The organism is Aeromonas sp. QDB63 (genome assembly GCF_027707425.1).
Lineage (GTDB): Bacteria > Pseudomonadota > Gammaproteobacteria > Enterobacterales > Aeromonadaceae > Aeromonas > Aeromonas caviae.
The window spans coordinates 48,173-71,604 of the sequence record NZ_JAPCIS010000021.1 but is presented as its reverse complement, the minus strand read 5'-3'; the positions used below and the strand labels follow the sequence as shown (position 1 = coordinate 71,604).

22 protein-coding genes and 1 pseudogene are annotated in these 23,432 nt (G+C 61.3%); 15 read left to right on the top strand and 8 right to left on the bottom strand.

Features of this window, described 5'->3' with window-relative positions; translation table 11 throughout:
- Nucleotides 1-184 precede the first annotated feature (184 nt).
- Genes hemG through pepQ form a run of 4 tightly spaced genes read right to left on the bottom strand, consistent with a single transcriptional unit; the run spans nt 185 to nt 4,150 of the window.
- Nucleotides 185-709: a menaquinone-dependent protoporphyrinogen IX dehydrogenase gene (hemG, locus tag PG879_RS13820; RefSeq protein WP_029313439.1), complete on the bottom strand. Its 525-nt coding sequence runs from the start codon at nt 707-709 to the stop codon at nt 185-187.
- A gap of 7 nt (nt 710-716) precedes the next feature.
- A complete protein-coding gene (locus tag PG879_RS13815) occupies nt 717-2,174 on the bottom strand; it encodes a TrkH family potassium uptake protein (RefSeq protein WP_042881326.1) in 1,458 nt (485 codons plus the stop codon).
- A 36-nt stretch (nt 2,175-2,210) separates the two neighbouring features.
- A complete protein-coding gene (locus PG879_RS13810; protein ID WP_270830331.1) occupies nt 2,211-2,828 on the bottom strand; it encodes a YigZ family protein in 618 nt (205 codons plus the stop codon).
- Nucleotides 2,828-4,150, bottom strand: coding sequence for a Xaa-Pro dipeptidase (gene pepQ / locus PG879_RS13805; RefSeq protein WP_219596310.1), 1,323 nt, complete (start codon nt 4,148-4,150; stop codon nt 2,828-2,830). Before pepQ ends, PG879_RS13810 begins: the two co-directional genes overlap by 1 nt.
- A 196-nt stretch (nt 4,151-4,346) precedes the next feature.
- On the opposite strand from pepQ, the gene PG879_RS13800 reads away from it, so the two are divergent.
- The 6 genes from PG879_RS13800 (at nt 4,347) to PG879_RS13775 (ending at nt 13,710) form a co-directional block, all read left to right on the top strand.
- Nucleotides 4,347-6,284 carry an acetoacetate--CoA ligase gene (locus tag PG879_RS13800; protein WP_270830330.1) on the top strand — a complete coding sequence of 646 codons (1,938 nt, stop codon included), beginning with the start codon at nt 4,347-4,349 and terminating at the stop codon, nt 6,282-6,284.
- Nucleotides 6,285-6,488: 204 nt separating this feature from the next.
- Nucleotides 6,489-8,636, top strand: coding sequence for a fatty acid oxidation complex subunit alpha FadB (gene fadB / locus PG879_RS13795; protein ID WP_270830329.1), 2,148 nt, complete (start codon nt 6,489-6,491; stop codon nt 8,634-8,636).
- 21 nt (nt 8,637-8,657) lie between these two features.
- Entirely contained in the window at nt 8,658-9,821 is a 1,164-nt protein-coding gene (fadA, locus tag PG879_RS13790; RefSeq protein WP_270830328.1) for an acetyl-CoA C-acyltransferase FadA, read from the top strand.
- 347 nt (nt 9,822-10,168) lie between these two features.
- Nucleotides 10,169-10,891, top strand: a complete 723-nt coding sequence (locus PG879_RS13785) for a response regulator (protein WP_010672413.1) — start codon at nt 10,169-10,171, stop codon at nt 10,889-10,891.
- Nucleotides 10,892-11,004: 113 nt separating this feature from the next.
- Nucleotides 11,005-12,450 carry an ATP-binding protein gene (locus PG879_RS13780; protein WP_010672412.1) on the top strand — a complete coding sequence of 482 codons (1,446 nt, stop codon included), beginning with the start codon at nt 11,005-11,007 and terminating at the stop codon, nt 12,448-12,450.
- 3 nt (nt 12,451-12,453) lie between these two features.
- Entirely contained in the window at nt 12,454-13,710 is a 1,257-nt protein-coding gene (locus PG879_RS13775; protein ID WP_048209305.1) for an ABC transporter substrate-binding protein, read from the top strand.
- A gap of 44 nt (nt 13,711-13,754) precedes the next feature.
- Here the strand turns inward: PG879_RS13775 and PG879_RS13770 are convergent, their stop codons facing one another.
- A complete protein-coding gene (locus PG879_RS13770) occupies nt 13,755-13,946 on the bottom strand; it encodes a hypothetical protein (protein ID WP_010672410.1) in 192 nt (63 codons plus the stop codon).
- Nucleotides 13,947-14,227: 281 nt separating this feature from the next.
- On the opposite strand from PG879_RS13770, the gene tusA reads away from it, so the two are divergent.
- The 4 genes and pseudogenes from tusA to PG879_RS13745 form a co-directional block, all read left to right on the top strand.
- Nucleotides 14,228-14,473 (top strand): sulfurtransferase TusA, encoded by a 246-nt coding sequence (gene tusA / locus PG879_RS13760; protein WP_041214136.1) that lies wholly within the window; start codon nt 14,228-14,230, stop codon nt 14,471-14,473.
- An 18-nt stretch (nt 14,474-14,491) separates the two neighbouring features.
- Entirely contained in the window at nt 14,492-14,839 is a 348-nt protein-coding gene (locus PG879_RS13755) for a RidA family protein (RefSeq protein ID WP_270830326.1), read from the top strand.
- A 128-nt stretch (nt 14,840-14,967) separates the two neighbouring features.
- Nucleotides 14,968-15,075 (top strand): endoribonuclease L-PSP, encoded by a 108-nt coding sequence (locus tag PG879_RS13750; protein WP_080560349.1) that lies wholly within the window; start codon nt 14,968-14,970, stop codon nt 15,073-15,075.
- A 28-nt stretch (nt 15,076-15,103) separates the two neighbouring features.
- Nucleotides 15,104-15,193, top strand: a pseudogene (locus PG879_RS13745) (endoribonuclease L-PSP); the annotation flags it as partial.
- A 256-nt stretch (nt 15,194-15,449) separates the two neighbouring features.
- Here the strand turns inward: PG879_RS13745 and PG879_RS13740 are convergent.
- Both PG879_RS13740 and PG879_RS13735 read right to left on the bottom strand, forming a co-directional pair.
- Entirely contained in the window at nt 15,450-16,106 is a 657-nt protein-coding gene (locus PG879_RS13740; RefSeq protein ID WP_010672405.1) for an OmpA family lipoprotein, read from the bottom strand.
- A 163-nt stretch (nt 16,107-16,269) separates the two neighbouring features.
- Nucleotides 16,270-16,512, bottom strand: a complete 243-nt coding sequence (locus PG879_RS13735) for a hypothetical protein (RefSeq protein ID WP_041212021.1) — start codon at nt 16,510-16,512, stop codon at nt 16,270-16,272.
- 424 nt (nt 16,513-16,936) lie between these two features.
- Between PG879_RS13735 and PG879_RS13730 the strand changes: the two genes are divergently transcribed.
- The gene (locus PG879_RS13730; protein WP_270830325.1) at nt 16,937-17,497 is read left to right on the top strand and encodes a cysteine hydrolase family protein; all 561 of its coding nucleotides are present in this window, start codon (nt 16,937-16,939) and stop codon (nt 17,495-17,497) included.
- Between the two features lie 55 nt (nt 17,498-17,552).
- Here PG879_RS13730 and PG879_RS13725 read toward each other — a convergent pair whose 3' ends face one another.
- Entirely contained in the window at nt 17,553-18,131 is a 579-nt protein-coding gene (locus PG879_RS13725) for a DNA-3-methyladenine glycosylase I (RefSeq protein ID WP_052814731.1), read from the bottom strand.
- A gap of 187 nt (nt 18,132-18,318) precedes the next feature.
- On the opposite strand from PG879_RS13725, the gene glyQ reads away from it, so the two are divergent.
- The 4 genes from glyQ to PG879_RS13705 all read left to right on the top strand — a co-directional run bounded on the left by glyQ (nt 18,319) and on the right by PG879_RS13705 (nt 23,376).
- Nucleotides 18,319-19,248, top strand: a complete 930-nt coding sequence (gene glyQ, locus PG879_RS13720; RefSeq protein WP_010672400.1) for a glycine--tRNA ligase subunit alpha — start codon at nt 18,319-18,321, stop codon at nt 19,246-19,248.
- Between the two features lie 9 nt (nt 19,249-19,257).
- Nucleotides 19,258-21,327 (top strand): glycine--tRNA ligase subunit beta, encoded by a 2,070-nt coding sequence (glyS, locus tag PG879_RS13715; RefSeq protein WP_270830324.1) that lies wholly within the window; start codon nt 19,258-19,260, stop codon nt 21,325-21,327.
- A gap of 126 nt (nt 21,328-21,453) precedes the next feature.
- Complete coding sequence (locus PG879_RS13710; protein ID WP_270830323.1) at nt 21,454-21,954, top strand: hypothetical protein; 501 nt, start codon at nt 21,454-21,456, stop codon at nt 21,952-21,954.
- Nucleotides 21,955-22,611: 657 nt separating this feature from the next.
- A complete protein-coding gene (locus PG879_RS13705; RefSeq protein ID WP_103261003.1) occupies nt 22,612-23,376 on the top strand; it encodes an EAL domain-containing protein in 765 nt (254 codons plus the stop codon).
- Nucleotides 23,377-23,432 lie beyond the last annotated feature (56 nt).

The window sequence follows — 23,432 nt, the reverse complement described above, 5'->3', positions numbered from 1 at the left end:
CTGGCTCATCAGTTCGGCGTGGTCCGCCGTGCTGGTAGGGGCGCATTATAGGGAGCCGCGCCGTGATGACAAGGGCTATTTTGCGAAAAATAGTCCTTTTTACCGATTTGTGGCTCGAACGCCTACTTATCAAACAAAAAGCCCTGCTTACGCAGGGCTCTGGCCGCTCTGAATGACGTCACTGTTACTTTTTTGACCAAAATTCACGGGCAAAGCCGCGCACCTTGTCCCAGTCGGTGAATTCCAGATCCTTGCTGGTATCCGTGCTGCCCCCGGTGATCTTCATGATCAACTGGATGATGCGGGTCTGCCACCAGTTGTAACGGGAGTACTGCAATGCCCCGGCAAACACCCCCAGAGTTTTGGGCTTCCAGGGAGAGAGGCGCAGAAACTTCTTCATGTAGGCGTTGGTCTGCGGCGTCTGCTTCTCGGGCTTGCGTGCCGTCAGGTTCACGCAGAAGAACGCCGCATTGGCTACTTCCAGCTGTTCATGATGTGCGTGTATGAAGCTGAGCAGGCTGGGGTGGAAGTTACCGTAGCGAATGGAAGCGCCAATCAACACCTTGGCATACTTGCTGAGGTTGCACATGGGCAGGGTGTGCAGGTCGTGCATCACCACTTCGCATCCTGATATTTCCTCCAGCATGACATCCACGATTTTCCGTGTTTGCCCGTCCCGGGAAGAATAAAGCACCAAAATCTTGTCCATACCAACCTCAACTACGCCAGAATGCAGGGGTAAACAGTACCAGAAGTGTGAAGATTTCCAATCGACCAAACAACATGGCCACGATCAATATCCACTGTGCAGTGGCCGAGATATTGCCGAAGTTGGCCGACACCTCCCCCAGACCCGGCCCCACGTTGGTGAATGCCGCAGCCACGGCGGAGAAGGCCGTCACTTCGTTCAGCCCCGTCATCAGCAGCAACAGCATAAAGATGAAGAACAGGATGATGTAGGTGGCAAAGTAGCCCCAGACCGCTTCCACGATCCGTTCCGGTACGGCACGGCGTCCCAGCTTCAAGGTGTAGATGGCCCGCGGATGCACCAACCGTTTGAGTTCACGCATCCCCTGCAGGAACAGGATCATGAAACGCATCACCTTGATGCCCCCCCCGGTACTGCCGGCACAACAGCCGATGAAGGCAGAGAACATCAACAGCATGGGCAGGAAGGAGGGCCAATCCGCATAGCTGGTGGTGCTGTACCCCGTGGTCGTGCCCAGAGACACCGCCTGGAACAGGCCATGGTTGAGCGCATCCTGCCAGGTATCGTAGTGGCCGTGGAACAGCAGAGAGACGAAACAGATCAGCACCAGCACGCACTGGATGCTCAGAAACACCTTGAGCTCGGAGTCACGCAGATAACTGCTCACGCGCACCGGCTTGTGGGCAAACACCATGAAGTGCAGCGCGAAGTTGACGCTCGCCAGCAACAGGAACACCACTGTGATCAGGTTGATGGCCGGGCTGTCGAAGAAACCGATGCTGGCGTCGTGGGTCGAGAACCCCCCAACCGACAAGGTGGAGAAGGAGTGGCAGATGGCATCGAACAACGTCATCCCCGCCATCCAGTACGCGAGAGCGCAGAGGGAGGTCAGCAGCAGATAGATGAACCAGAGCGCCTTGGCCGTCTCGGCGATGCGCGGGGTCACCTTGTTGTCCTTGACGGGCCCCGGGATCTCGGCGCGATAGAGCTGCATGCCCCCGATACCCAGCAGTGGCAGCACGGCCACCGCCAGCACGATGATCCCCATGCCACCGAGCCATTGCAGCAGCTGGCGGTAGAAGAGAAAGGCCTTGGGCAGATTGTCCAGCCCGGTCAGCACCGTTGCGCCCGTGGTAGTCAGGCCGGAAAACGACTCGAAAAATGCCTCCGAGACCGACATGTTCGGCACGTCGCTGATGATGAAGGGGACGGCACCCACGCTCCCCAGCACCACCCAGAACAGCACCACGATGAGGAAGCCTTCCTTGGACCTGAGTTCCTTTTTCTGGTGGCGGTTGGGGAACCAGAGCAGGAGGCCGAGCAGGAGGGCTATGACGAAGGAGTTGACGAACTCGGTACCACCGCCATCACGATACCCAAAAGCGACCATCGCGGGCAGCAGCATGGTCGAGCTGAACAGGGCAACCAGCAGACCGACGATACGAATGATGCTCAGAATCTGCATTCCGGCTCCCTCTTCAAACTAAAAGAGCGATGGATTCTAGCCATCTAAGGGACGAAGGGATACCCGACCCTTGGTCCGGTCGGTCAATTCCTGTGCGATACGGGCCCAGAGCGCAGACTCCCACGCTACCTGAAGGGTGACGCTGGCACCATAATCGGCCACCAGCAACTGCCCTTGATGGGCAGAGATGAGGGACTCCACGGCCCCCATGTCGGTGTAGTCACACTGGATCACGGAAGAGGTCAGCTGACGTTTGATACAGGTTTCAAGTTGCTTGAGTGCTGCCCCCACACCACCGCCATAGGCCTTGACCAGGCCACCGGTCCCCAGCAGCACGCCACCGTAATAGCGCACCACCACGGCGGCGATTTCACCAAGGCCGGCCCCCATCAACTGGGCCAGCATGGGTTTGCCCGCTGTGCCCGAGGGTTCGCCATCATCACTGAAACCATAAACCTGGCTGTCTTGCGGGGCGCCGGCGACAAAAGCCCAGCAGTGATGCCGGGCTCCCGGGTGTTGCTGTTTGATCTCGTCTATCCAGGCCTTGGCGGCCTCGACGGTCGGAGTGTGGGCGACGTAGGTAATGAAGCGGCTCTTCTTGATCTCTTCGCTCACCTCCAGCGGGGCTGCCGGTATGGGGTAATCCGTCGCCATCAGAGCCCTGCTTGTCTGGTCAGGTTCTCCACCCCGTTGGCATGCAGCACCACGTTGTCCTCGATGCGAATGCCACCATAGGGACGCAGCGCCTCCACCTTGTTCCAGTTGATCCGCTTGCCCTGCTCACCCTGGCGCAGCGGCTCCAGCAGGCTGTCGATGAAGTAGAGACCCGGCTCGATGGTGAACACCTGGCCCACTTCCATCACCCGGGTGCAGCGCAGATAGGGGAACTGCTCGGGGGCCGCCAGGTGGGTGCCGCGCTCATCCTGCATGAAGCCGCCGGCATCGTGTACCTGCAGGCCGAGGAAGTGACCGAGACCGTGGGGGAAGAAGACATTGGTCACCCCGGTGTGGATCATCTCGTCCACCGACATGTCTACCAGTTCGGTGGCTTGCAGCAGGCGCGCCAGCCTGTGGTGCATCTGCAGGTGCAGCTCGCTGTAGCGGCGGCCCGGCTTGATCTCGTCGATGATCTCCTGTTGCTGTGCATCCAGCGCTGCGATCAGATCGGCGAACTCACCGCGGCGCCAGGCCCAGGTTCGGGTAATGTCGGAGGCATAACCGTGCACGTCCACTCCGGCATCGATGAGGAAGGAGTAACGCTCCGCATCCGGCACACGCTGGGTGGAGAGATGGGTGTAGTGCAGGATGGCCGCATTGCGGTTGATGGCAACAATGTTGCCGTAGGGCGCCTCATTGGCCCCCTGTCCGACCGCCTTCATGTAGGCCAGGTTGATCTCGAACTCGCTCGCCCCCGCCATGAAGGAGTCCTTGGCCGCGATGTGGCCGCGTACGCCGATGCGGTTGGCATCGCGAAGACATTCCAGCTCATAGGGCGTCTTGTAGGCACGGTGGTAGTGCAGGTAGTTGAGGACCGCCTCCGGATTGGGCTGACCCAGTCCCAGCAGCTCGGCCACTTCCAGATGGCCGCCCAGATAGGCCCACTCCTGCTTGTTGGCCGGCAGGTGATCGGCAACCTGCTCCGGGCGAGTCAGGAAGCGAATGTCGAAGAAGTCGACCCAGAAGGCGTTGGGCAACTCCGCCACCTTGTGCCAGAAGTCCACCGGCCGGTAGAACAGCAGCACCGGCTTGCTCACGCCATCCACCAGCAACCAGCAGTGAGGGTTGTCCAGCACCGGCAGCCAGGCCTTGAACTGGGGATTCACCTTGAAGGGATAATCCTGGTCATCGAGGAAGATACGATGAGTCTGGCCGGAGTGGATAGCGAGACCGCCAAGACCCTGTTGTTGCAGGATGTCGCGGGTACGCTGCTGAAGGGTGTCGAGATGCTGGGCAAAAAGTTGGCTGTAACTGCTCATGGCGTCCTGCTCCGGGCGAATGTGACTTCAGCATAACATCAAGCGAATCAAGGCTCGAGCCACCCGGCTTTCGCTTCGTGAGGTAACGCATAGGTTACAGGCTTTTTGTTATGAAGATAAAACAGACAATTAACAAACAAAGAACAATTCAATACACTGCCCACAGACAGTAGATATCAGCCGTCAGGAACGACTCATGCAAAACCTTTGTCTGTGGACACCGGATCAGGACAGGATGCAGCACTCCAACCTCCACCAGTTCATGGCCGAGGTCAATCACTTCCATGGCCTGCAACTGCGCAGCTATGCCGACCTGTATCAATGGTCGGTGGAGAAGACCACCCGCTTCTGGCCCCTGGTGTGGCAGCACTGCGGCGTCAAGGGCGAGCTTGGCAACATTGTGGCGGAGAACCGCCAGGATATGCAGCGCGCCCGCTGGTTCCCCGACAGCCAGCTCAACTTCGCCGAGAACCTGCTGCGCCGTCAGGATGAGAGCCCGGCCATCATCTCCCGCATCGAAGGGGGTCCAAGCCGGACCCTGAGCTGGCATGAGCTGGCAGATCAGGTCGCCCGCCTGGCCCAGTGGCTTCGCAGCCAGGGCATAGGCCGGGGTGATGTGGTCGCAGCCTACCTGCCCAATATCCCGGAAACCGTGGTGGCCATGCTGGCAACCACCAGCCTCGGCGCGATCTGGACCTCCACCAGTCCCGATTTTGGCGAGGCCAGCGTGGTGGAGCGCTTCGGCCAGACCCGTCCCAGGGTGCTGTTCGCGGTGGATGGCTACCGCTACGGCGGCAAGGCCATCGACATTCAGGACAAGGTGGCCAGCGTCGTCGGTCAGCTCGACAGCCTAGAGCAGACGGTGATGATCCCCCTGCTCGGCAACCCGCTGCAGCTTGGTCACAACTGGCAGCAATTGCTGGCAAGCCAGCATGATGCCCAGCTCGCCTTCGAGACCATGGCCTTCAACGACCCGCTCTACATCCTCTACTCCTCCGGCACCACCGGCAAACCCAAGTGCATCGTGCACGGCATTGGCGGCACCCTGCTGCAACACCTGAAAGAGCACCAGTTGCACTGCGACATCAAGCCGGGGGAGCGCATCTTCTACTTCACCACCTGTGGCTGGATGATGTGGAACTGGCTGGTGAGCGCCCTCGCCTCCGGCGCCACCCTGGTGCTCTACGATGGTTCCCCCTTCTACCCGGATGGCAACGTGCTGTGGGATCTCGCACGGGACGAAGAGGTCGCCCTGTTCGGCACCTCGGCCAAGTATCTCGATGCGCTGCACAAACAGGGTTATGCCCCCGTCAATACCCACGACCTGCCTGCCTTGCGCCTCATCTGCAGCACCGGATCCGTGCTGTCGCCGGAGGGGTTTGACTACGTTTACCAGCAGATAAAGCAGAATGTGCAGCTCAGCTCCATCTCTGGTGGCACCGACATCTGCTCCTGCTTCGTCATCGGCAACCCCTTGAGCCCCGTCTATCGCGGCGAGAGCCAGGGGCGCGGCCTCGGTCTCGCGGTGCAGGTATTCAACGAGGCGGGCCAGCCGGTGCTGGGTGAAAAGGGCGAACTGGTCTGCACCAAGCCGTTCCCGGCCCAGCCCATCTACTTCTGGGGGGACGAAAACGGCGACAAGTACCACGCCGCCTACTTCGAGCGGTTCGACAACATCTGGTGCCACGGGGACTGGATCGAGCTGACCCCGACTGGCGGCATCCTGTTCTACGGCCGCTCCGACGCGACCCTCAACCCGGGCGGCGTGCGCATCGGCACCAGCGAGATCTACCGCTATGTGGAACAACTCGACGAGGTGGAAGAGAGCATCGTCATCGGCCAGCAATGGAAACAGGACGAGCGGGTGGTGCTGTTCGTCAAGCTCAAGGCGGGTTGCAAGCTGGACAACGGGCTGCGTGAGCGGATTTGCCAGCAGATCAAGCGACACTGCACCGCCCGTCATGTGCCTGCCCGCATCCTGCAGGTGGATGCCATCCCCCGCACCAAGTCCGGCAAGATAGTGGAGCTGGCGGTGCGGGAAGTGGTGCACAACCGCCCCGTCAACAACACCCACGCCCTCGCCGATCCCGAGGTCTTGAACCAGTATCGCAATCGGCCGGAACTGGCTAGCTGATACCACGCTCATCTCCATCGGAGGCGCCGCAAGGCGCCTCTTTTTTGCCCGTTTTGTGATGAAGAGCTTTTACTCGATAACTGTTAAACAAATGTTTTAAATAGGTGTTGAAAATGTCTTCTTTTGGATCAATAGTGAGCCTCGCCCCCTGCTGGGGATAAAGGAGCACCATTCCCCACAGAGTGGGAACAAGGAGACACTCTCATGATCTACCAAGGCGAAACCCTGACGGTCAGCTACCTCGAAGACGGCATTGCCGAGCTGAGGTTCGATGCCCCGGGTTCAGTCAACAAGCTGGATCGCGCTACCCTGCTCTCCCTGAGCGAAGCGATCGCCGCATTACAGCAACAAGCCGATTTGAAGGGTCTGATCCTCACCTCCGGCAAAGACGCTTTCATCGTCGGCGCCGACATCACCGAATTCCTGGAACTGTTCGATCTGCCGCAAGAAGACCTGCTCGGCTGGCTGAAGAAGGCCAACGACATCTTCAGCGCCATCGAAGATCTGCCGGTGCCCACCCTCTCCGCCATCAAGGGCCATGCTCTGGGCGGCGGCTGCGAGACCATTCTCTCCACCGATTTCCGGTTGGCTGACACCAGCGCCAAGATTGGCCTGCCCGAGACCAAGCTCGGCATCATGCCCGGCTTTGGCGGCACTGTCCGTCTGCCGCGGGTGATCGGTGCCGACAACGCGCTGGAGTGGATCACCACCGGCAAGGATTACCGTGCCGATGACGCCCTCAAGGTGGGTGCCATCGATGCCGTGGTCGCCCCCGACGCGCTGCAGAGCGCCGCCGTGCAGATGATCAAGGACGCGATCAAAGGCAAGCTGGACTGGCAGGGCCGCCGCGCCGCCAAGAAGGCCCCGCTGCGCCTCTCCAAACTGGAAGCCATGATGAGCTTCACCACCGCCGCTGGTATGGTTGCCGCCGTGGCGGGCAAACACTATCCGGCCCCCATGGCCGCCGTGAAGACGGTGGAAGCCGCCGCCGGCATGGGCCGTGACGAAGCGCTGGCCGCCGAGGCCGCCACCTTCATCAAATTGGCGAAAACCGACGTGGCCAAGGCGCTGGTCGGGATCTTCCTCAACGATCAGCACATCAAGGCGCTGGCCAAGAAGGCTGCCAAGCAGGCAAACAAGGCCACCGGCCATGCCGCCGTACTGGGTGCCGGCATCATGGGGGGCGGCATCGCCTACCAGTCCGCCAGCAAAGGCATCCCGGCGGTGATGAAGGACATCAACGAGAAAGCGCTGGCACTTGGCATGAATGAGGCCACCAAGCTGCTCAACGGCCAGCTCGAGCGCGGTCGCATCGACGGCATCAAGATGGGCCAGGTGCTCTCCGCCATCACGCCGACCCTCAGCTATGACAACGTCAAAGGCGTGGACGTAGTGGTCGAAGCCGTGGTCGAGAATCCCAAGGTGAAAGCCGCCGTACTGGGCGAAGTAGAAGGGATTATTGGCGAAGACGCCGTGCTCGCCAGCAACACCTCCACCATCCCCATCTCCCTGCTGGCCAAGGGACTGAAGCGCCCGCAGAATTTCTGCGGCATGCACTTCTTCAACCCGGTGCACCGCATGCCACTGGTGGAGATCATCCGCGGCGAGCAAACTTCCGATGAAACCATCAACCGCGTGGTGGCCTACGCCGCCGCCATGGGCAAGTCCCCGGTGGTGGTCAACGACTGCCCCGGCTTCTTCGTCAACCGGGTGCTGTTCCCCTACTTCTTCGGCTTCAACAAGCTGGTTGCCGATGGTGCCGACTTCGCCGCCGTCGACAAGGTAATGGAGAAGGAGTTCGGCTGGCCGATGGGCCCCGCCTACCTGCTGGACGTGGTCGGTATCGACACCGGTCACCATGCCGGTGACGTGATGGCACAGGGTTTCCCGGCGCGCATGAGCAAGGAAGGCCGTACCGCCATCGACGTGATGTACGAAGTGAACCGCTTCGGTCAGAAGAACGGCAAGGGCTTCTACGCCTACGAGCAGGACAAGAAGGGCAAACCGAAGAAGGTGGCCGACGCCACTGCTTACGAGCTGCTGGCCCCCATCGCCAAGCCGAAACAGGATTTCGACAAGGACGCCATCATCGCACGCATGATGATCCCGATGATCAACGAGGTGGTGCTCTGTATGGAAGAGGGCATTGTCGCCACGCCAGCCGAAGCCGACATCGCGCTGGTCTACGGTCTGGGCTTCCCTCCCTTCCGCGGCGGCGTGTTCCGCTATCTGGACACTATCGGTCTGGATCGCTACGTGGCCATGGCCGACCAGTATGCCGACTTGGGCCCGCTCTACCGCGTCAGCGACAAGCTGCGCGAGATGGCTGCCCAGGGCAACACCTTCTACTGATTGCGGAAAGGAGATCCATTCATGAAAGACGTAGTCATTGTCGACTGTATCCGGACCCCCATGGGCCGGTCCAAGGGCGGCGCCTTCCGCAACGTGCGTGCAGAAGACTTGTCCGCGCACCTGATGAAATCCATCCTGCTGCGCAACCCCAACCTCGACCCGAACGAGATCGAGGATATCTACTGGGGCTGCGTGCAGCAGACCCTGGAGCAGGGCTTCAACATCGCCCGCAACGCCGCCCTGCTGGCCGGCATCCCGAAACAGGTGGGGGCGGTCACCGTCAACCGTCTGTGCGGCTCCAGTATGCAGGCGCTGCACGATGCCTCTCGCGCCATTCAGGTAGGTGATGGGGATATCTTCATCATTGGCGGCGTCGAGCACATGGGCCACGTGCCCATGAGCCACGGCGTCGACTTCCACCCCGGCATGGCGAAGTCGGTGGCGAAAGCCTCCGGCATGATGGGGTTGACCGCCGAGATGCTCGGCAAGCTGCACGGCATCAGCCGTCAACAGCAGGACGAGTTTGCGGCCCGCTCCCACCGCCGTGCCCACGCCGCCACCGTGGAAGGGCGTTTTGCCAAGGAGATCGTCGGGCTGGAAGGGCACGACGCCAGTGGCGCCCGCTTCTTCTACGACTATGACGAGGTGATCCGCCCGGAGACCACGGTCGATGGCTTAAGCCAGCTGCGCCCGGTGTTCGACCCGGTCAACGGTACCGTCACCGCCGGCACCTCCTCGGCCCTGTCCGATGGCGCCGCCGCCATGCTGGTGATGAGTGCGGACCGTGCCAAGGCCCTCGGCCTCACGCCCCGCGCCAGGGTGCGCGCCATGGCCATCGCCGGCTGTGACGCCGCCATCATGGGTTACGGCCCGGTGCCGGCCACCCAGAAGGCGCTCAAGCGGGCCGGTCTGACCGTCGGCGACATCGATCTGTTCGAGCTGAACGAGGCGTTTGCCGCCCAGTCCCTCCCCTGCGTGAAGGATCTGGGTCTGCAGGACCTGATGGATGAGAAGGTGAACCTCAACGGTGGCGCCATCGCCCTGGGTCACCCGCTCGGCTGCTCCGGCGCCCGCATCTCCACCACCCTGATCAACCTGATGGAAGAGAAGGACGCCACCCTGGGAGTAGCCACCATGTGCATCGGCCTGGGTCAGGGCATCGCCACCGTGTTCGAGCGGGTGTAAGTGAATCTCCCCTGACCGCTCGCCGATCAGGAACGCCGCCTCGGGGCGGCAACAACAGACAGAAGGCGGCCCTGCTTCCCGGCACAGCGGCCCCATCACGAATACCGGATCGGCCTGCCGACCCTGCTGTCGAGTCTGTGGAACGCGCCACACGGGGTGCGCTCCTGCCGTCGGAATCTGCGTGTTGGCCGGCCCGTTTGGGTCGGCCTTTTTTATTCTTTTCCCGCGATCGGGGCCAATCCTGAGGCTATATTGCCCATAACTTCACATTAGAGGGGGGGCTTGCTTGCTTTTTGCTCCCCCGACAGGTTCAATCTGCACAAAAAAATGGGTGGATGCACATACATATGTCAACGAGCAAACAACTGCTTATCGTCGACGACGATCGGGAGATCCGCGAGCTGCTCAACGAGTACCTGACCCGGGCTGGTTTCGAGGTACTGACCGCGGCCGAAGGGAACGAGATGCGCCAACAACTGGCCCAGCACAGCCCGGACCTCATCATTCTGGACATCATGATGCCCGGCGACGACGGCTTTACCCTCTGCCAGCAGATCCGCCGCGACTCCCAGGTACCCATCATCATGCTCACCGCCGCCTCCGACGAAGCGGATCGGGTGATCGGTCTGGAACTTGGCGCCGACGACTACATCGCCAAGCCGTTCAGCCCGCGCGAACTGCAGGCCCGCATCAAGGCGCTGCTGCGCCGCGCCGAATTCCGCCAGCCGGAGAAAGAAAAGGAACCGAGCCGTCGGCTGCGCTTCGCCGAGTGGACCCTGGACACTCTGAGCCACCAGCTGACCCACGAAGATGGCAGCCTGCTGGATCTCTCCGGCAGCGATGCCCTGCTGCTCGGCATGTTCCTGCAGCAGCCCGGCGTGGTGCTGGACCGGGATACCATCTCGGACGCCACCCGCGGTCGCGAGAGCCTGCCCATGGAACGCGGCATCGATGTGCAGATCAGCCGCCTGCGCCAGAAGCTGGGTGACAACGGCAAGAGCCCGCGCATCATCAAAACCATTCGCGGCAGCGGCTACATGCTGATCGCCGAAGTCCACGAGATCCCGTAACAGACAGACGCTACGGCGAGACCTTGAACGGGCAGAAGAGAGACCCATCACGGGGCAACGGCAAGGCACAGAGGTAAGCACCCCATGCTGATCGACAAGAGACACACGCTGCCATGACGGGGCAGAAGTTCTGGCGGGCCCTGGTGCCCCGCTCCCTGCTGTCGCGGATGCTGCTGCTGTTGCTGCTCGCCATCCTGCTCTCCCAGACCATCCTCACCGGCATCTGGATGCAGCAGATCCAGAAGCGGGAGCTGGAGGGCATGCTCAGCACCACCCGCAACCTGGCGCTGTCGGCGGCTTCCACCGTCAACTTCTTCAAGTCCCTGCCCCTGCAATACCGCCACATCGCCCTGGATCAGCTGCGCAACATGGGGGGCAGCCGCTTCTTCGTCTCCCTGAACGAGGAAGAGATCCACATCAGCGCCATCCCCGACAGCGAGCGAAAAACGCTGGTGCTCAAAGAGGTGCAGGAGGTGCTCAGCCGCAAACTCTCCGACGCCATGGCGATCAAGGTGGACTTCTCCCGCCCCGAGGAGCTGCACGTCTTCAACAACGACACCCTGCTGGCGGATCTCCCCTCCTCCTGGGCCCGCTACACCCTGTCTCTGGAGCCTATCAATCCGCCGGTGCTGGTGACCCAGATCGAGATAGAACCGGGGGAGTGGCTCTATCTGGCGGCCCTGCTGCCCGCCCCCTACATGACGCTGGATGACACCGTGATGCCAAGCAATCAGGTGCGTTTCATCGCCCTGATGACGGTCTTCCTCTGCTTCTTCACCTTCATGCTGGTGCGCTGGCAGACCCGCCCCCTGCGTCGCCTCGCCAAGGCGGCGGTCAACCTCGGCAAGGACATCGACCAGCCGTCCCTCAAGGAGGAGGGTGCCTCCGAAATCGTGGCGGCGACCCGCGCCTTCAACATCATGCAGCAGCGCATTCGCCGCTTCATCGACGATCGGGAGCGCCTCTTCAGCTCCATCTCCCACGACCTCAAGACCCCCATCACCCGGCTGCGACTGCGGGTCGAACTGCTGGACGACGAGGTGCAGATCGCCAAGTTCAACAAGGACCTGGACGAGCTGGAGCTGATGGTCAAAGGGGCGCTGCAGACGGTCAAAGAGACGGACATTCACGAGAACCTCGAGCAGATCGACGTCAACGCCCTGCTGGAGCAGATGGCGGAGGCCATGAACCTGCACGAGGATCTGCTCACCATCGAGGGGCACTGCAAGTGGCCCTATCGCGGCAAGCTGCTGGCCCTCAAGCGCTGCATCGGCAACCTGGTGGACAACGGCATCAAGTACGGCCAGAAGGTGCGCATCATCATCATGGATGACGAGGAGATGTTGATCCTCTTCATCATGGACGAGGGGCCCGGTCTGCCGGACGATCAGTTCGAGCGCATCTTCGAGCCCTACTACCGCCTCAGCACCGATGCCGCCGGCACCGGGCTGGGCCTTGGCATCGCCCGCAACATAGCCCACGCCCACGGCGGCGACCTGGTGCTGGAAAATCGCCCCCAGGGCGGCCTGCAGGCCACCCTCTCCCTACCAAGGCAGTAATGTATGAAGTGGTTGTCTTTTTCTGTCATCGCCCTGCTCTCCCTGCCCGTTTGTGCCTCCCAGGTGGAGGTATTGCACTGGTGGACCTCCGGCGGCGAGGCCAGGGCCGTGGAAGTGCTCAAGTCCGAGTGGGCCGAACAGGGCAACCAGTGGAACGACTTCGCGGTACAGGGGGGGGGCGGCAAGAGCGCCATGACGGTGCTCAAGAGCCGGGCCCTGGCGGCAAACCCGCCGGAGGCAGCCCACCTCAAGGGGTTCGAGCTGCACGAGTGGGGCAGCCTGGGCTTTCTGCGCGACCTCACCCCCATGGCCGAGCACCTCGGCTGGTACCCTCAGCTGCCCCCCATGGTGCGCGATACCCTCAGCCAGAACGGCGCCCTGATGGCGGTCCCCACCGGCATCCACCGGGTCAACTGGCTGTGGCTCAACCGCAAGGTATTCGAGCGACAGGGGCTCAAGCCCCCCACCGACTGGGCTAAGTTCGTGGCGGTGGCGGACAAGCTCAAGGAGCAGGGCATCACCCCCCTCGCCATCGGCAATGAACCCTGGCAAATCGCGGTGCTGTTCGAAACGGTGGCCCTCGGCGAAGGGGGCAAGACCTTCTATCGCAAGGCCTTCCTCGAACAGGACAGCGCCACCCTGACCGGCCCCGACATGGTGCGGGTGCTGACCCGCTTCCAGCAGTTGCGCGCTTATGTGCCCGAGAAATACGCCGGCCTGAAGTGGCACCAGGCCACCAACCTGCTGGAGAGCGGCGGCGCCGCCATGCAGGTGATGGGGGACTGGGTGAAAGGGGAGCTGAGCGCCGGCAACTACCGCCCCGGCGAGGATATCGAGTGCCTGCCAAGCCCGGGCAGCCAGGGACTGTTCAGCTACAACCTCGACTCCATCGCCATGTTCAAGCAGCGGGATCCCGCCCAGTTGCAGGCCCAGGGCGAGCTGGCCAGGCTGTTGATGACGCCGCGCTTTCAGGAGGAATTCAACCGGGTGAAGGGCTCCATCCCGGCGCTCATCAAGCCGGACATGAGCAAGTTCGATCGCTGCGCCATCCGCTCCTATCAGGATTTCCTCCACGCCGAGCAACAGGACAACCTGCTGCCCAGCATGGCGGAGGGGATGGCGGTGCCCACCAACATGCGCCAAGGGATCATGGATGTGCTGAGCAGCTTCTTCAACGACGCCAGGGCCAACCCCGAGCAGACGGCGCAGCAGCTGGAACGCGCCATGCGCTCGACCCGTTCAGGCGCGGAGCAGAAATGACAAAGGCGGACATCGTCCGCCTTTGAGTGCCGAGAGCCAGGCTCTCAGGAGGGATCGTTCTCGTCCTCATCCTCGTCGTAGTAGTCGCTGAGCTCGATCCAGAGCCCCAGTCCGATCATCACCATGGAGCCGAACCAGGTACCGGTATTACCTATCGGGCTGCCCAGCACTATCATGGCGAACGACAAGAACCCCATGCCTGCGTAGGCTTGCAATCTGCCGTAGGAGACCTGCATATTCACACCTCCTTGTTGAATATGGTTCAATTTTTATATTACTCATCGAGCGAAGCCTGGGTAGAGCCGGTTCACATTTTGGTAGCATATGCTGCATAACCGCCCCGTGGTTTGATTATTTTTTCGCCGTGAGTATCATTGCTGGCCGAATTGGTTGAAGGTTGATTATTGATGAGTGCTTTATTCTGCGGCGCAACGCACGAGCTGGACGCAATCGGGCTTCGTTGCCCCGAACCCGTGACGATGGCGCGCAAGAAGGTGCGACTGAAGGTTGATTATTCATGAGTACTGAATTCTGCAATGCGACCCACGAGTTGGACGCAATCGGGCTTCGTTGCCCCGAACCCGTGATGATGGTTCGCAAGAAAGTGCGGCTGATGGCGGATGGGGAGACCCTGCTGGTCAGCGCCGACGACCCCTCCACCACCCGCGACATTCCCAGCTTCTGCCGCTTCATGGACCATACCCTGGTCGCCAGCGAGACTGAGCAGGCCCCTTACCGCTACCTGATCCGCAAGGGTCAATAGCCCTGTACCGGAGCAAACATGACAACCATTACCCGTATCGGGACCACCCAGCGCTGGTCTGATGTGGTCATCCACAACGGCACCCTCTACGTGGTGGAAGTGCCCGCCACCGAGACCGCCGACATCCACCAGCAGACCCGTGAAGTGCTCGAAAGCCTGCAGCGTCTGCTGGAAGCCAACGGCTCCGGCGTCGACAAGATCCTGATGGCCAACATCTATCTCAAGGACATTGAAGACATCGCCGCCTTCAACGCGCAGTGGGATGCCTGGATCCCGGCCGGCACAGCACCGGTACGCGCCTGCGTGCAGGCCCGTCTCGCCCACGAAGGCTACAAGGTGGAAGTACAGCTGACTGCCGCTGTCTAATCAAAACGGGATGCCTGGCTCCCCTGATGCCGACACAGCCCCCGTCCGTGCCTGCGTGCAGGCCCGTCTCGCCCACGAAGACTACAGGGTGGAAGTACAGCTCACTGCCGCTGTCTAAGCAAAGCGGGATGCCTAGCTCCCCTGATGCCGACACAGCCCCGGTCCGCGCCTGCGTGCAGGCCCGTCTCGCTCACGAAGGCTACAGGGTAGAAGTGCAGCTCACTGCCGCTGTCTAAACAAAGCGGGATGCCTGGCTCCCCTGATGCCGACACCGCCCCCGTCCGTGCCTGCGTGCAGGCCCGTCTGGCCCATGAAGGCTACAAGGTCGAAGTGCAGCTGACTGCGGCTGTCTAAACAAAGCGGGATGCCTGGCTCCCCTGATGCCGATACAGCCCCGGTCCGTGCCTGCATGCAGGCCCGTCTCGCCCACGAAGGCTACAGGGTGGAAGTACAGCTCACTGCCGCTGTCTAAGAGGCGGTTATCCCCTCATCCCCGACTCTTCTCCCGCAAGGGGAGAAGGGGGCAAGGAGCAAAGGGCACGCACCGGCGCCAATAGAAAGGCCCCGCCATCGCTGGCGGGGCCTTTTTCATGACTGCAACGCAGGCCGCTTAGGCGGTCGGGGTCAGGGTGATGGTCACCCGACGGTTCTGGGCCTTGCCTTCGGCGGTGCTGTTGCTGGCCACCGGCTGATCCGGACCCACACCGCTGATGGCAATGCGGCTGCCGGACACGCCCTGGCCGATCAGCTGGGCGGCGACGGCATCGGCGCGATCCCGGGAGAGCTTCATGTTCAGCTCGCGGGAGCCGGTGCTGTCGGTGTGGCCGACCACGTTCAGACGGGTCTTGTCGAACTCGGCAACCACCAGGGCCACGCCGGACAGGGTGTTGGCACCGGCGGCTTTCAGCTGGGCGCTGGAGCTGTCGAAGGTGACGTTGTTCGGCATGTTGAGGATCAGCTGATCACCGTTGCGGGTCACGCTGACGCCGGTGCCTTGCAGCTTCTCGCGCAGCTTGGCTTCCTGCACATCCATGTAGTAACCGATACCGCCACCCAGGGCCGCACCGGCGGCGACGCCAGTCAGGATGCCCTTTTTGCGGTCGCCCTTGCTGGAGGAGAGCGCCCCCACGGCTGCGCCGGTCGCCGCACCCGCCAACGCGCCCCAGGCGCCCTTGGAGGTCTGGGATTCACCGGTATAGGGGTTGGTGGTACAGCCAGTGATGGCGACGGTCAGGGCAAGTGCAGGAACCAGTTTCTTGAAATGCATGAAAAAACCTCTGAAAAAGAACGACTCTAGCCGATGGCCGCGCATTCTAACCCAGAGAGGCGCCAGAGTGTGACGCGCGCATTGCGAAGATGGGCAGGGGGGCAACACGCCCCCCTGCCCCTAGCGACTTACCCGGTGCAGGCCCTCTTCGGACGGGCCCGCATCAATATTTGATATCCCGGGCCTTGTCTCGCCCCTCCTGCTTGTTGTCACGATGCTCCTGGCGGCAGTCGGCATTGCCCACCAGCCCCTCACGACACTCCTGTTTCGCGTCACGGGACTCCTGACGGGTATCCTGACGCACATCGCGGGCGTCACGGCGCTCCTGGGCCTGCTTGGTGGCCTGTGCAGGCAGGGCGGCCAGCAAGGCGGTGGCGGCAAGCAGCGCCAATACGGACTTCTTCATGATGGCTCCTTCGCCAGACAACCTGAACCGGTCCGGCGTCTTTCAATGATAGGGGAGGGGCAAGATCCCGGTAGCGCAGACTCGGCCCTCGGGGGCGTCGTTTGTGCAGCCTCGGACCTTCTTGCACAGGGCCGGCTTCCCCTCATGTTTGCCCTGACGAGCAACGTCATCCCCAGAGTGCAGCCGATCAGGCCGGGGAAGAGAGGGCGAACGGCGCTCAGTGACACGGGACTCCCTCGTGATGGCGCTCCCGATGGTGAACCCGTGTGACTGTATCCCGGCTGTACCAAGGGGCGAAAAGGCCCCTGGCCCGGCGTAACGGAACATGCTCCCGGAGTCTGGAGTGGTTGCCCCCCAGATGCGGGGTTGTCTCATTAGAGCCCATGGCCCCAGAGTGGGTGACATTTCTCACGGAGCCATGACCATGTCGTCCCTTTCCCGCCCCGCGCTGCTCATCATCGACATCCAGGTGGGCCTCCTTCACGGCCCGGAAGCCCCCCATGCCGGGGCCGAGACCCTGGCCAACATCAATCGCTTGGGCCAGGCGGCCCGCAGTGCCGCTCTCCCTGTGCTGGCGGTGCGCCACACGGGCCCGGCCGGCAGCCCCATCGCCGCCGGCAGTCCGTTCTGGCAGCTTGCGCCTGAGCTGGTCGTCGGCGAGGCCGATCGGGTGTTCGACAAGCAGCGCCCCAGCGCCTTCCATGGCACCGGTCTCGATGGCTGGCTGAAAGAGGACGGCGTGCAGACCCTGATCGTCACCGGCATGAAGACCCAGTACTGCATCGACACCACCTGCCGGGCGGCGGCAGATCTCGGCTACACCGTAGTGCTGGTGAGCGATGCCCACACCTGCATGGACACGCCGCAACTGACCGCCCCCCAGATCATCGCCCATCACAACGCCACCCTGGCCGGCCCCTTCGTGCGGCTGATGAGCAGCGACGAGGTGTGCGAGGCGCTCGGCCGCACCCTTAAGCCCTGCTGATTCAGAGCAAAAAAAGAAGGGAGGCTTGAGCCTCCCTTCTTCGTGCATTTCCCCTTCACGTCGCCGCTGCTTGCTGGCACTCGGCGTGGCAGGGGCAGGTCACCAGATGATCGTTCACCATGCCCACCGCCTGCATGAAGGCATAGCAGATGGTGCTGCCGACGAAGGTGAAGCCGCGCTTCTTGAGGGCCTTGGACATGGCATCCGACTCCGGCGAGGTCGCCGGAATGTCGCCGTTGCCCTGACGCTGGTTGACGATGGGGGCGCCGCCCACGAAGCCCCACAGATAATCGACGAAGTCGATGCCTTCCGCCTCCAGCGCCAGATAGGCGCGGGCGTTTTTGATGATCGATTGCACCTTGAGCCGGTTGCGGATGATGCCGCTGTCCTGCATCAGCCGTTCCACATCCTGCTCGTCGAACTGCACGATGCGCACCGGATCAAAATCCGCATAGGCGCGATGGTAGCTCTCGGTGCGCTTCAAGATGGTGATCCACGACAGCCCCGCCTGTTGGCCATCGAGGCAGAGCTTGGCAAACAACTCGCGGGCGTCATACACCGGCCTGCCCCACTGCTTGTCATGGTATTCGATATATTCCGGGTCTCTGGTCACCCAGGCGCAGCGCAGTTCCATTTCCTCTCCCCTGTTTTTCATCGGCCATCGGCAGGCCGCTTGCGTCGGCGACATCATAGGGCAAGCGGCAACATAGCCCCACTAATCCCCTGTAATTTCGCCTATTATCCGACCATGCCAGACGGTATACTCCCTCGGTTCACATTCAGCAAATCTTGCTCTGATTTCATTTCGCGCGAAAAACACTATGCAAAAATTCGATGTCAAAACCTTTCAGGGCCTGATCCTGCAGTTGCAGGACTATTGGTCCCGCCAGGGCTGTACCATCATTCAGCCGCTGGATATGGAAGTGGGTGCCGGTACCTCCCACCCCATGACCTGCCTGCGCGCCCTGGGCCCGGAGCCCATCGCCTGCGCCTACGTACAACCGTCCCGCCGTCCGACTGACGGCCGCTACGGTGAGAACCCGAACCGCCTGCAGCACTACTACCAGTTCCAGGTGATCATCAAGCCCTCCCCCGACAACATTCAGGAACTCTATCTGGGCTCCCTGAAAGAGCTGGGCATGGATCCCGAGATCCACGACATCCGCTTCGTGGAAGACAACTGGGAAAACCCGACGCTGGGTGCCTGGGGCCTGGGTTGGGAAGTGTGGCTGAACGGCATGGAAGTGACCCAGTTCACCTACTTCCAGCAGGTTGGCGGCCTCGAGTGCAAGCCGGTCACCGGCGAGATCACCTACGGTCTCGAGCGTCTGGCCATGTACATCCAGGGCGTCGACAGCGTCTACGACCTGGTCTGGTCTGACGGCCCCCTGGGCAAGACCACCTACGGCGACGTGTTCCACCAGAACGAAGTGGAGCAATCCACCTACAACTTCGAACACGCCGACGTGGAGTTCCTGTTCCACTGCTTCGAGCAGTACGAGAAGGAAGCCCAGAATCTGCTGGCACTGGAAAAACCGCTGCCGCTGCCTGCCTACGAGCGCATCCTCAAGGCCGCTCACTCCTTCAACCTGCTGGATGCCCGCAAGGCCATCTCGGTCACCGAGCGTCAGCGCTACATCCTGCGCATTCGCACCCTGACCAAGGCCGTGGCAGAGGCATACTACGCCTCCCGCGAAGCGCTGGGCTTCCCGATGTGCCAACGTGGCAGCAACGAGAACAAGCAAGGTTAAGGAACGGACATGGCACAACATACATTTCTGGTAGAGATCGGTACTGCTGAGCTGCCGCCCAAAGCCCTGCGCTCCCTGGCCGAAGCCTTTGCCGACAACTTCAAAGCCGAACTGACCAAGGCCGATCTGGCTTTCGGCGACGTCGAGTGGTTTGCCTCACCGCGCCGTCTGGCGCTGAAGGTAAGCGAGCTGGCTGGCGAACAGCCGAGCAAGAGCGTCGAGAAGCGCGGCCCGGCCGTGGCGCAGGCGTTCGATGCCGAAGGCAAGCCGACCAAGGCTGCCGAAGGCTGGGCCCGTGGCAACGGCATCACCGTTGAGCAGGCCGAGCGTCTGGTCACCGACAAGGGCGAGTGGCTGGTTCACACCGCCAAGGTCGAAGGCCGTCCAGCCAAAGAATTGCTGGGCGAACTGGTCGCCTCCGCACTGGCCAAGCTGCCGATCCCGAAAATGATGCGCTGGGGCGACAAGACCATCCAGTTCGTGCGTCCGGTGTTCACCGTGACCCTGCTGCTGGATGGGGATCTGGTGCCCGCCCACATTCTGGGTATCGACTCTGCCCGCACCATCCGCGGTCACCGCTTTATGGGCGAGAGCGAATTCACCATCGACAACGCCAGCCAGTACCCGCAGATCCTGCAGGAGCGCGGCATGGTGATTGCCGACTTCATGGCGCGCAAGGCCAAGATCAAGGCTGACGTCGAAGCGGCCGCTGCCGCCTTCGGTGGCGTGGCCGATCTGGACGACGCCCTGCTGGAAGAGGTCACCGCACTGGTCGAGTGGCCTGTGGTGCTGACCGCCAACTTCGAAGAGAAGTTCCTGGCCGTTCCGGCTGAAGCGCTGGTGCACACCATGAAGGGTGACCAGAAGTACTTCCCGGTCTACGACAAGAACGGCAAGCTGCTGCCGAAGTTCATCTTCGTCACCAACATCGAGTCCAAAAACCCGAGCCAGATCATCAGCGGCAACGAGAAGGTGGTTCGCCCCCGTCTCTCTGACGCCGAGTTCTTCTTCAAGACTGACCTCAAGCAAACTCTGGCCTCCCGCCTGCCGCGCCTTGAAACCGTGCTGTTCCAGCAACAGCTGGGCACCGTCAAGGCCAAGGTCGAGCGCATCGAGACCGTCGCCGGCTTTATCGCCGAGCGCATCGGTGCTGATGTCACTCAGGCCAAGCGTGCCGGTCTGCTCTCCAAGTGTGATCTGATGACCAACATGGTCGGCGAGTTCACCGACACCCAGGGTGTCATGGGGATGCACTACGCCCGTCACGATGGCGAAGACGAAGCAGTCGCCGTGGCCCTCAACGAGCAGTACATGCCGCGCTTTGCCGGTGATGCCCTGCCGTCCGGTCTGGTTGCCTGCGCCGTCGCGCTGGCCGACAAGTTCGACACCCTGGCCGGTATCTTCGGCATCGGCATGCTGCCGAAGGGTGACAAGGACCCGTTCGCCCTGCGTCGCGCCGCCATCGGTGCCCTGCGCATCATGACCGAGAAGCAGCTGGATCTGGATCTGGTTGAACTGGTTGAAGAAGCGGTACGCGTCTACGGCGACAAGCTGACCAACAAAACCGTCGTTACCGACGTGGTCGACTTTATGCTGGGCCGCTTCCGTGCCGCCTATCAGGACGAAGGCATCGGTGCCGACGTGGTGCTGGCCGTACTGGCCCGCCGCCCGACCCGCCCGCTCGACTTCGATCGTCGCGTCAAGGCCGTCAGCCACTTCCGCACGCTGGATGCCGCACTGGCACTGGCTGCCGCCAACAAGCGCGTGAGCAACATTCTGGCCAAGGTCGAGGTTCCACTGCCCACTACCGTCAAACCGGAACTGCTGGTCGATGCCGCCGAGAAGGCACTCGCCACCCAGGTTGCCGAACTGCAAGCCGAACTGGCCCCGCTGTTCGCTGCCGGTGACTATCAGGCTGCCCTCACCCGTCTGGCCGCCCTGCGCGAGCCGGTCGACACCTTCTTCAACGAGGTGATGGTGATGGCCGACGACGAAGCCCTCAAGGCCAACCGTCTGGCGCTGCTGAACAACCTGCGTAACCTGTTCCTGCAAGTGGCGGATATCTCGCTGCTGCAGTGATTACGATTTGTTGGCTAGATCAAAAAACGGCGCCGAAAGGCGCCGTTTTTATATGACACAATGCCAATACGTACTACGATATAAGCGTTTTTTGAACAACTAAGTTAATCAAACCATGGAAGGCTTATGAAAAAAATATTACTTACCACCACCTCTTTATTATTTATCAACTCTTCATTTGCGGCTGATGATGCTCAAATATCTCGTTTAGTACGAGACTACAGTGAGACTATCGCTTGCCAAGTAGATAGTGAAGGGGAGCCCGGCGAGTTAAAACAATATAGTTCAGTGAGATTATCAGAAGGTTATTCTGCTGAGGATGATTTAGGCTCGAAATGGTTGGTTTATTGGGCTGGAGACGTAGGATGTGGTGGTGGGAATGGATCTCGGCAACCACAACTAACCGTAGTTGCAATTAATGGTTTCAGGAATACACCTGTTGTTGATATTAGTTATAAATTGCCTGATACCAATCTTGTGCAGGTAACTGAAATGAAAATCGATCAAGGCACGGTAACCATTTCCGGTCTTGCTTATGGGGCTAACGATACCCAACACGCTCCAAGAAAAAAAGTTACATATAAATTTAAATTTGACGAACAAACCGATAAAATTATCCTGCAGTAAATATTAAAACTATTTTTTATACAGATATCTTTATCACCAGCCCCCGACCTCAAATCGGTATCTGATTACACCATATCGACGAAAGGTGGGGGCATTTGCCTTATCCAGCCGTATTTCCCTACGGCTGGCCGCCCCTGCTGCATTGACCTTGGGTTACCATAACCCCCCTCATCCCCCCCTCCCCCCACAAGGAGAGAAGGGGCAACTCGTTCGTCCGATTAAGCGGCACTTATCGAACCTGCGAGGCGGTGGCTGGCGCTCTACGCCGGTTGCTCAAGATCGGCCAGTGGCCTTTGCGGGCCTCGAATCGGCCTATTTGTGCCATCGGGGCACACTGCGAGGAGGCATAAGCAAAAATGGGGGCATTTTCCGCAATGCCATCGAATCAGCTTATACCGCTTGCCCCGACTGGTTGGCGGGCAAGACGTGGCCTTGGAGGATGCCAGCGAGGTCAATCCCGGTCCCGAAAAAGGGACAAACAGGCCCACAAGCGGCGGCGCCTGACCCACCATGGACGCCTGTCGGGCAGAAACCAGACCAACCTCTGATATGCCAGAAGACGGCCTGCCTATCCGTAGGAATAACCTCTGCCGGCGAGAGAGGAGCTGTTATCCTTTGAGGCAATCTCTCGCGACCCCACGCCTCGAAAGGAACGTCATGGACATACCTGCCGCCCCGTCCTCCACCCTCTGCCAGCAGTGTCATGAGCAGGTGGATCTCGACTTCGATTTCACCATGGCCTTCCAGCCCATCGTCGATTGCAGCCAGCGCACTGTCTTCGGCTATGAGGCCCTGGTGCGGGGGCTCAACAACGAGTCGGCGCAGAGCGTGATTGACCGGGTCAACGACGACAACCGCTACCGCTTCGATCAGCTGTGCCGGATCAAGGCCATCGCGCTGGCGGCACGGCTCGGGATGAAGGGGATGCTGAGCATCAACTTCCTGCCCAATGCGGTCTATCGCCCGGAGCGCTGCATCCGCACCACGTTGCAGGCGGCCCGCGAGCATCTCTTTCCCATCGAGCAGATCATGTTCGAGTTCACCGAGGTGGAACAGGTGCAGGACAACCGCCATATTCGCGGCATCGTGGATCACTATCAGGCCCTGGGCTTCAAGACGGCGATCGACGACTTTGGCGCCGGTTACTCGGGCCTGAGCCTGCTGGCCGATTTTCGCCCCGACATCATCAAACTCGATATGCACCTGCTGCGCGGCATCGACCAGGACCCGATCCGTCAGGCCATCGTTCGCCACTGTCTGGCGCTGTTTACGGAGTTGCAGATCACCCCGCTGGCGGAGGGGGTAGAGACCCGCGACGAGATGGCCTGCCTGCGGGAGATGGGCGTCAGCCTGATGCAGGGCTATCTGTTTGCCCGCCCCGGCTTCGAAACCCTGCCCGAGGTGGATTTCGCCAGCCTGTAAGCGGCGCTGGCCATCGCCCTTGGTTGGCGTTCATTCGGGCAAGGCGGGACGGGAGG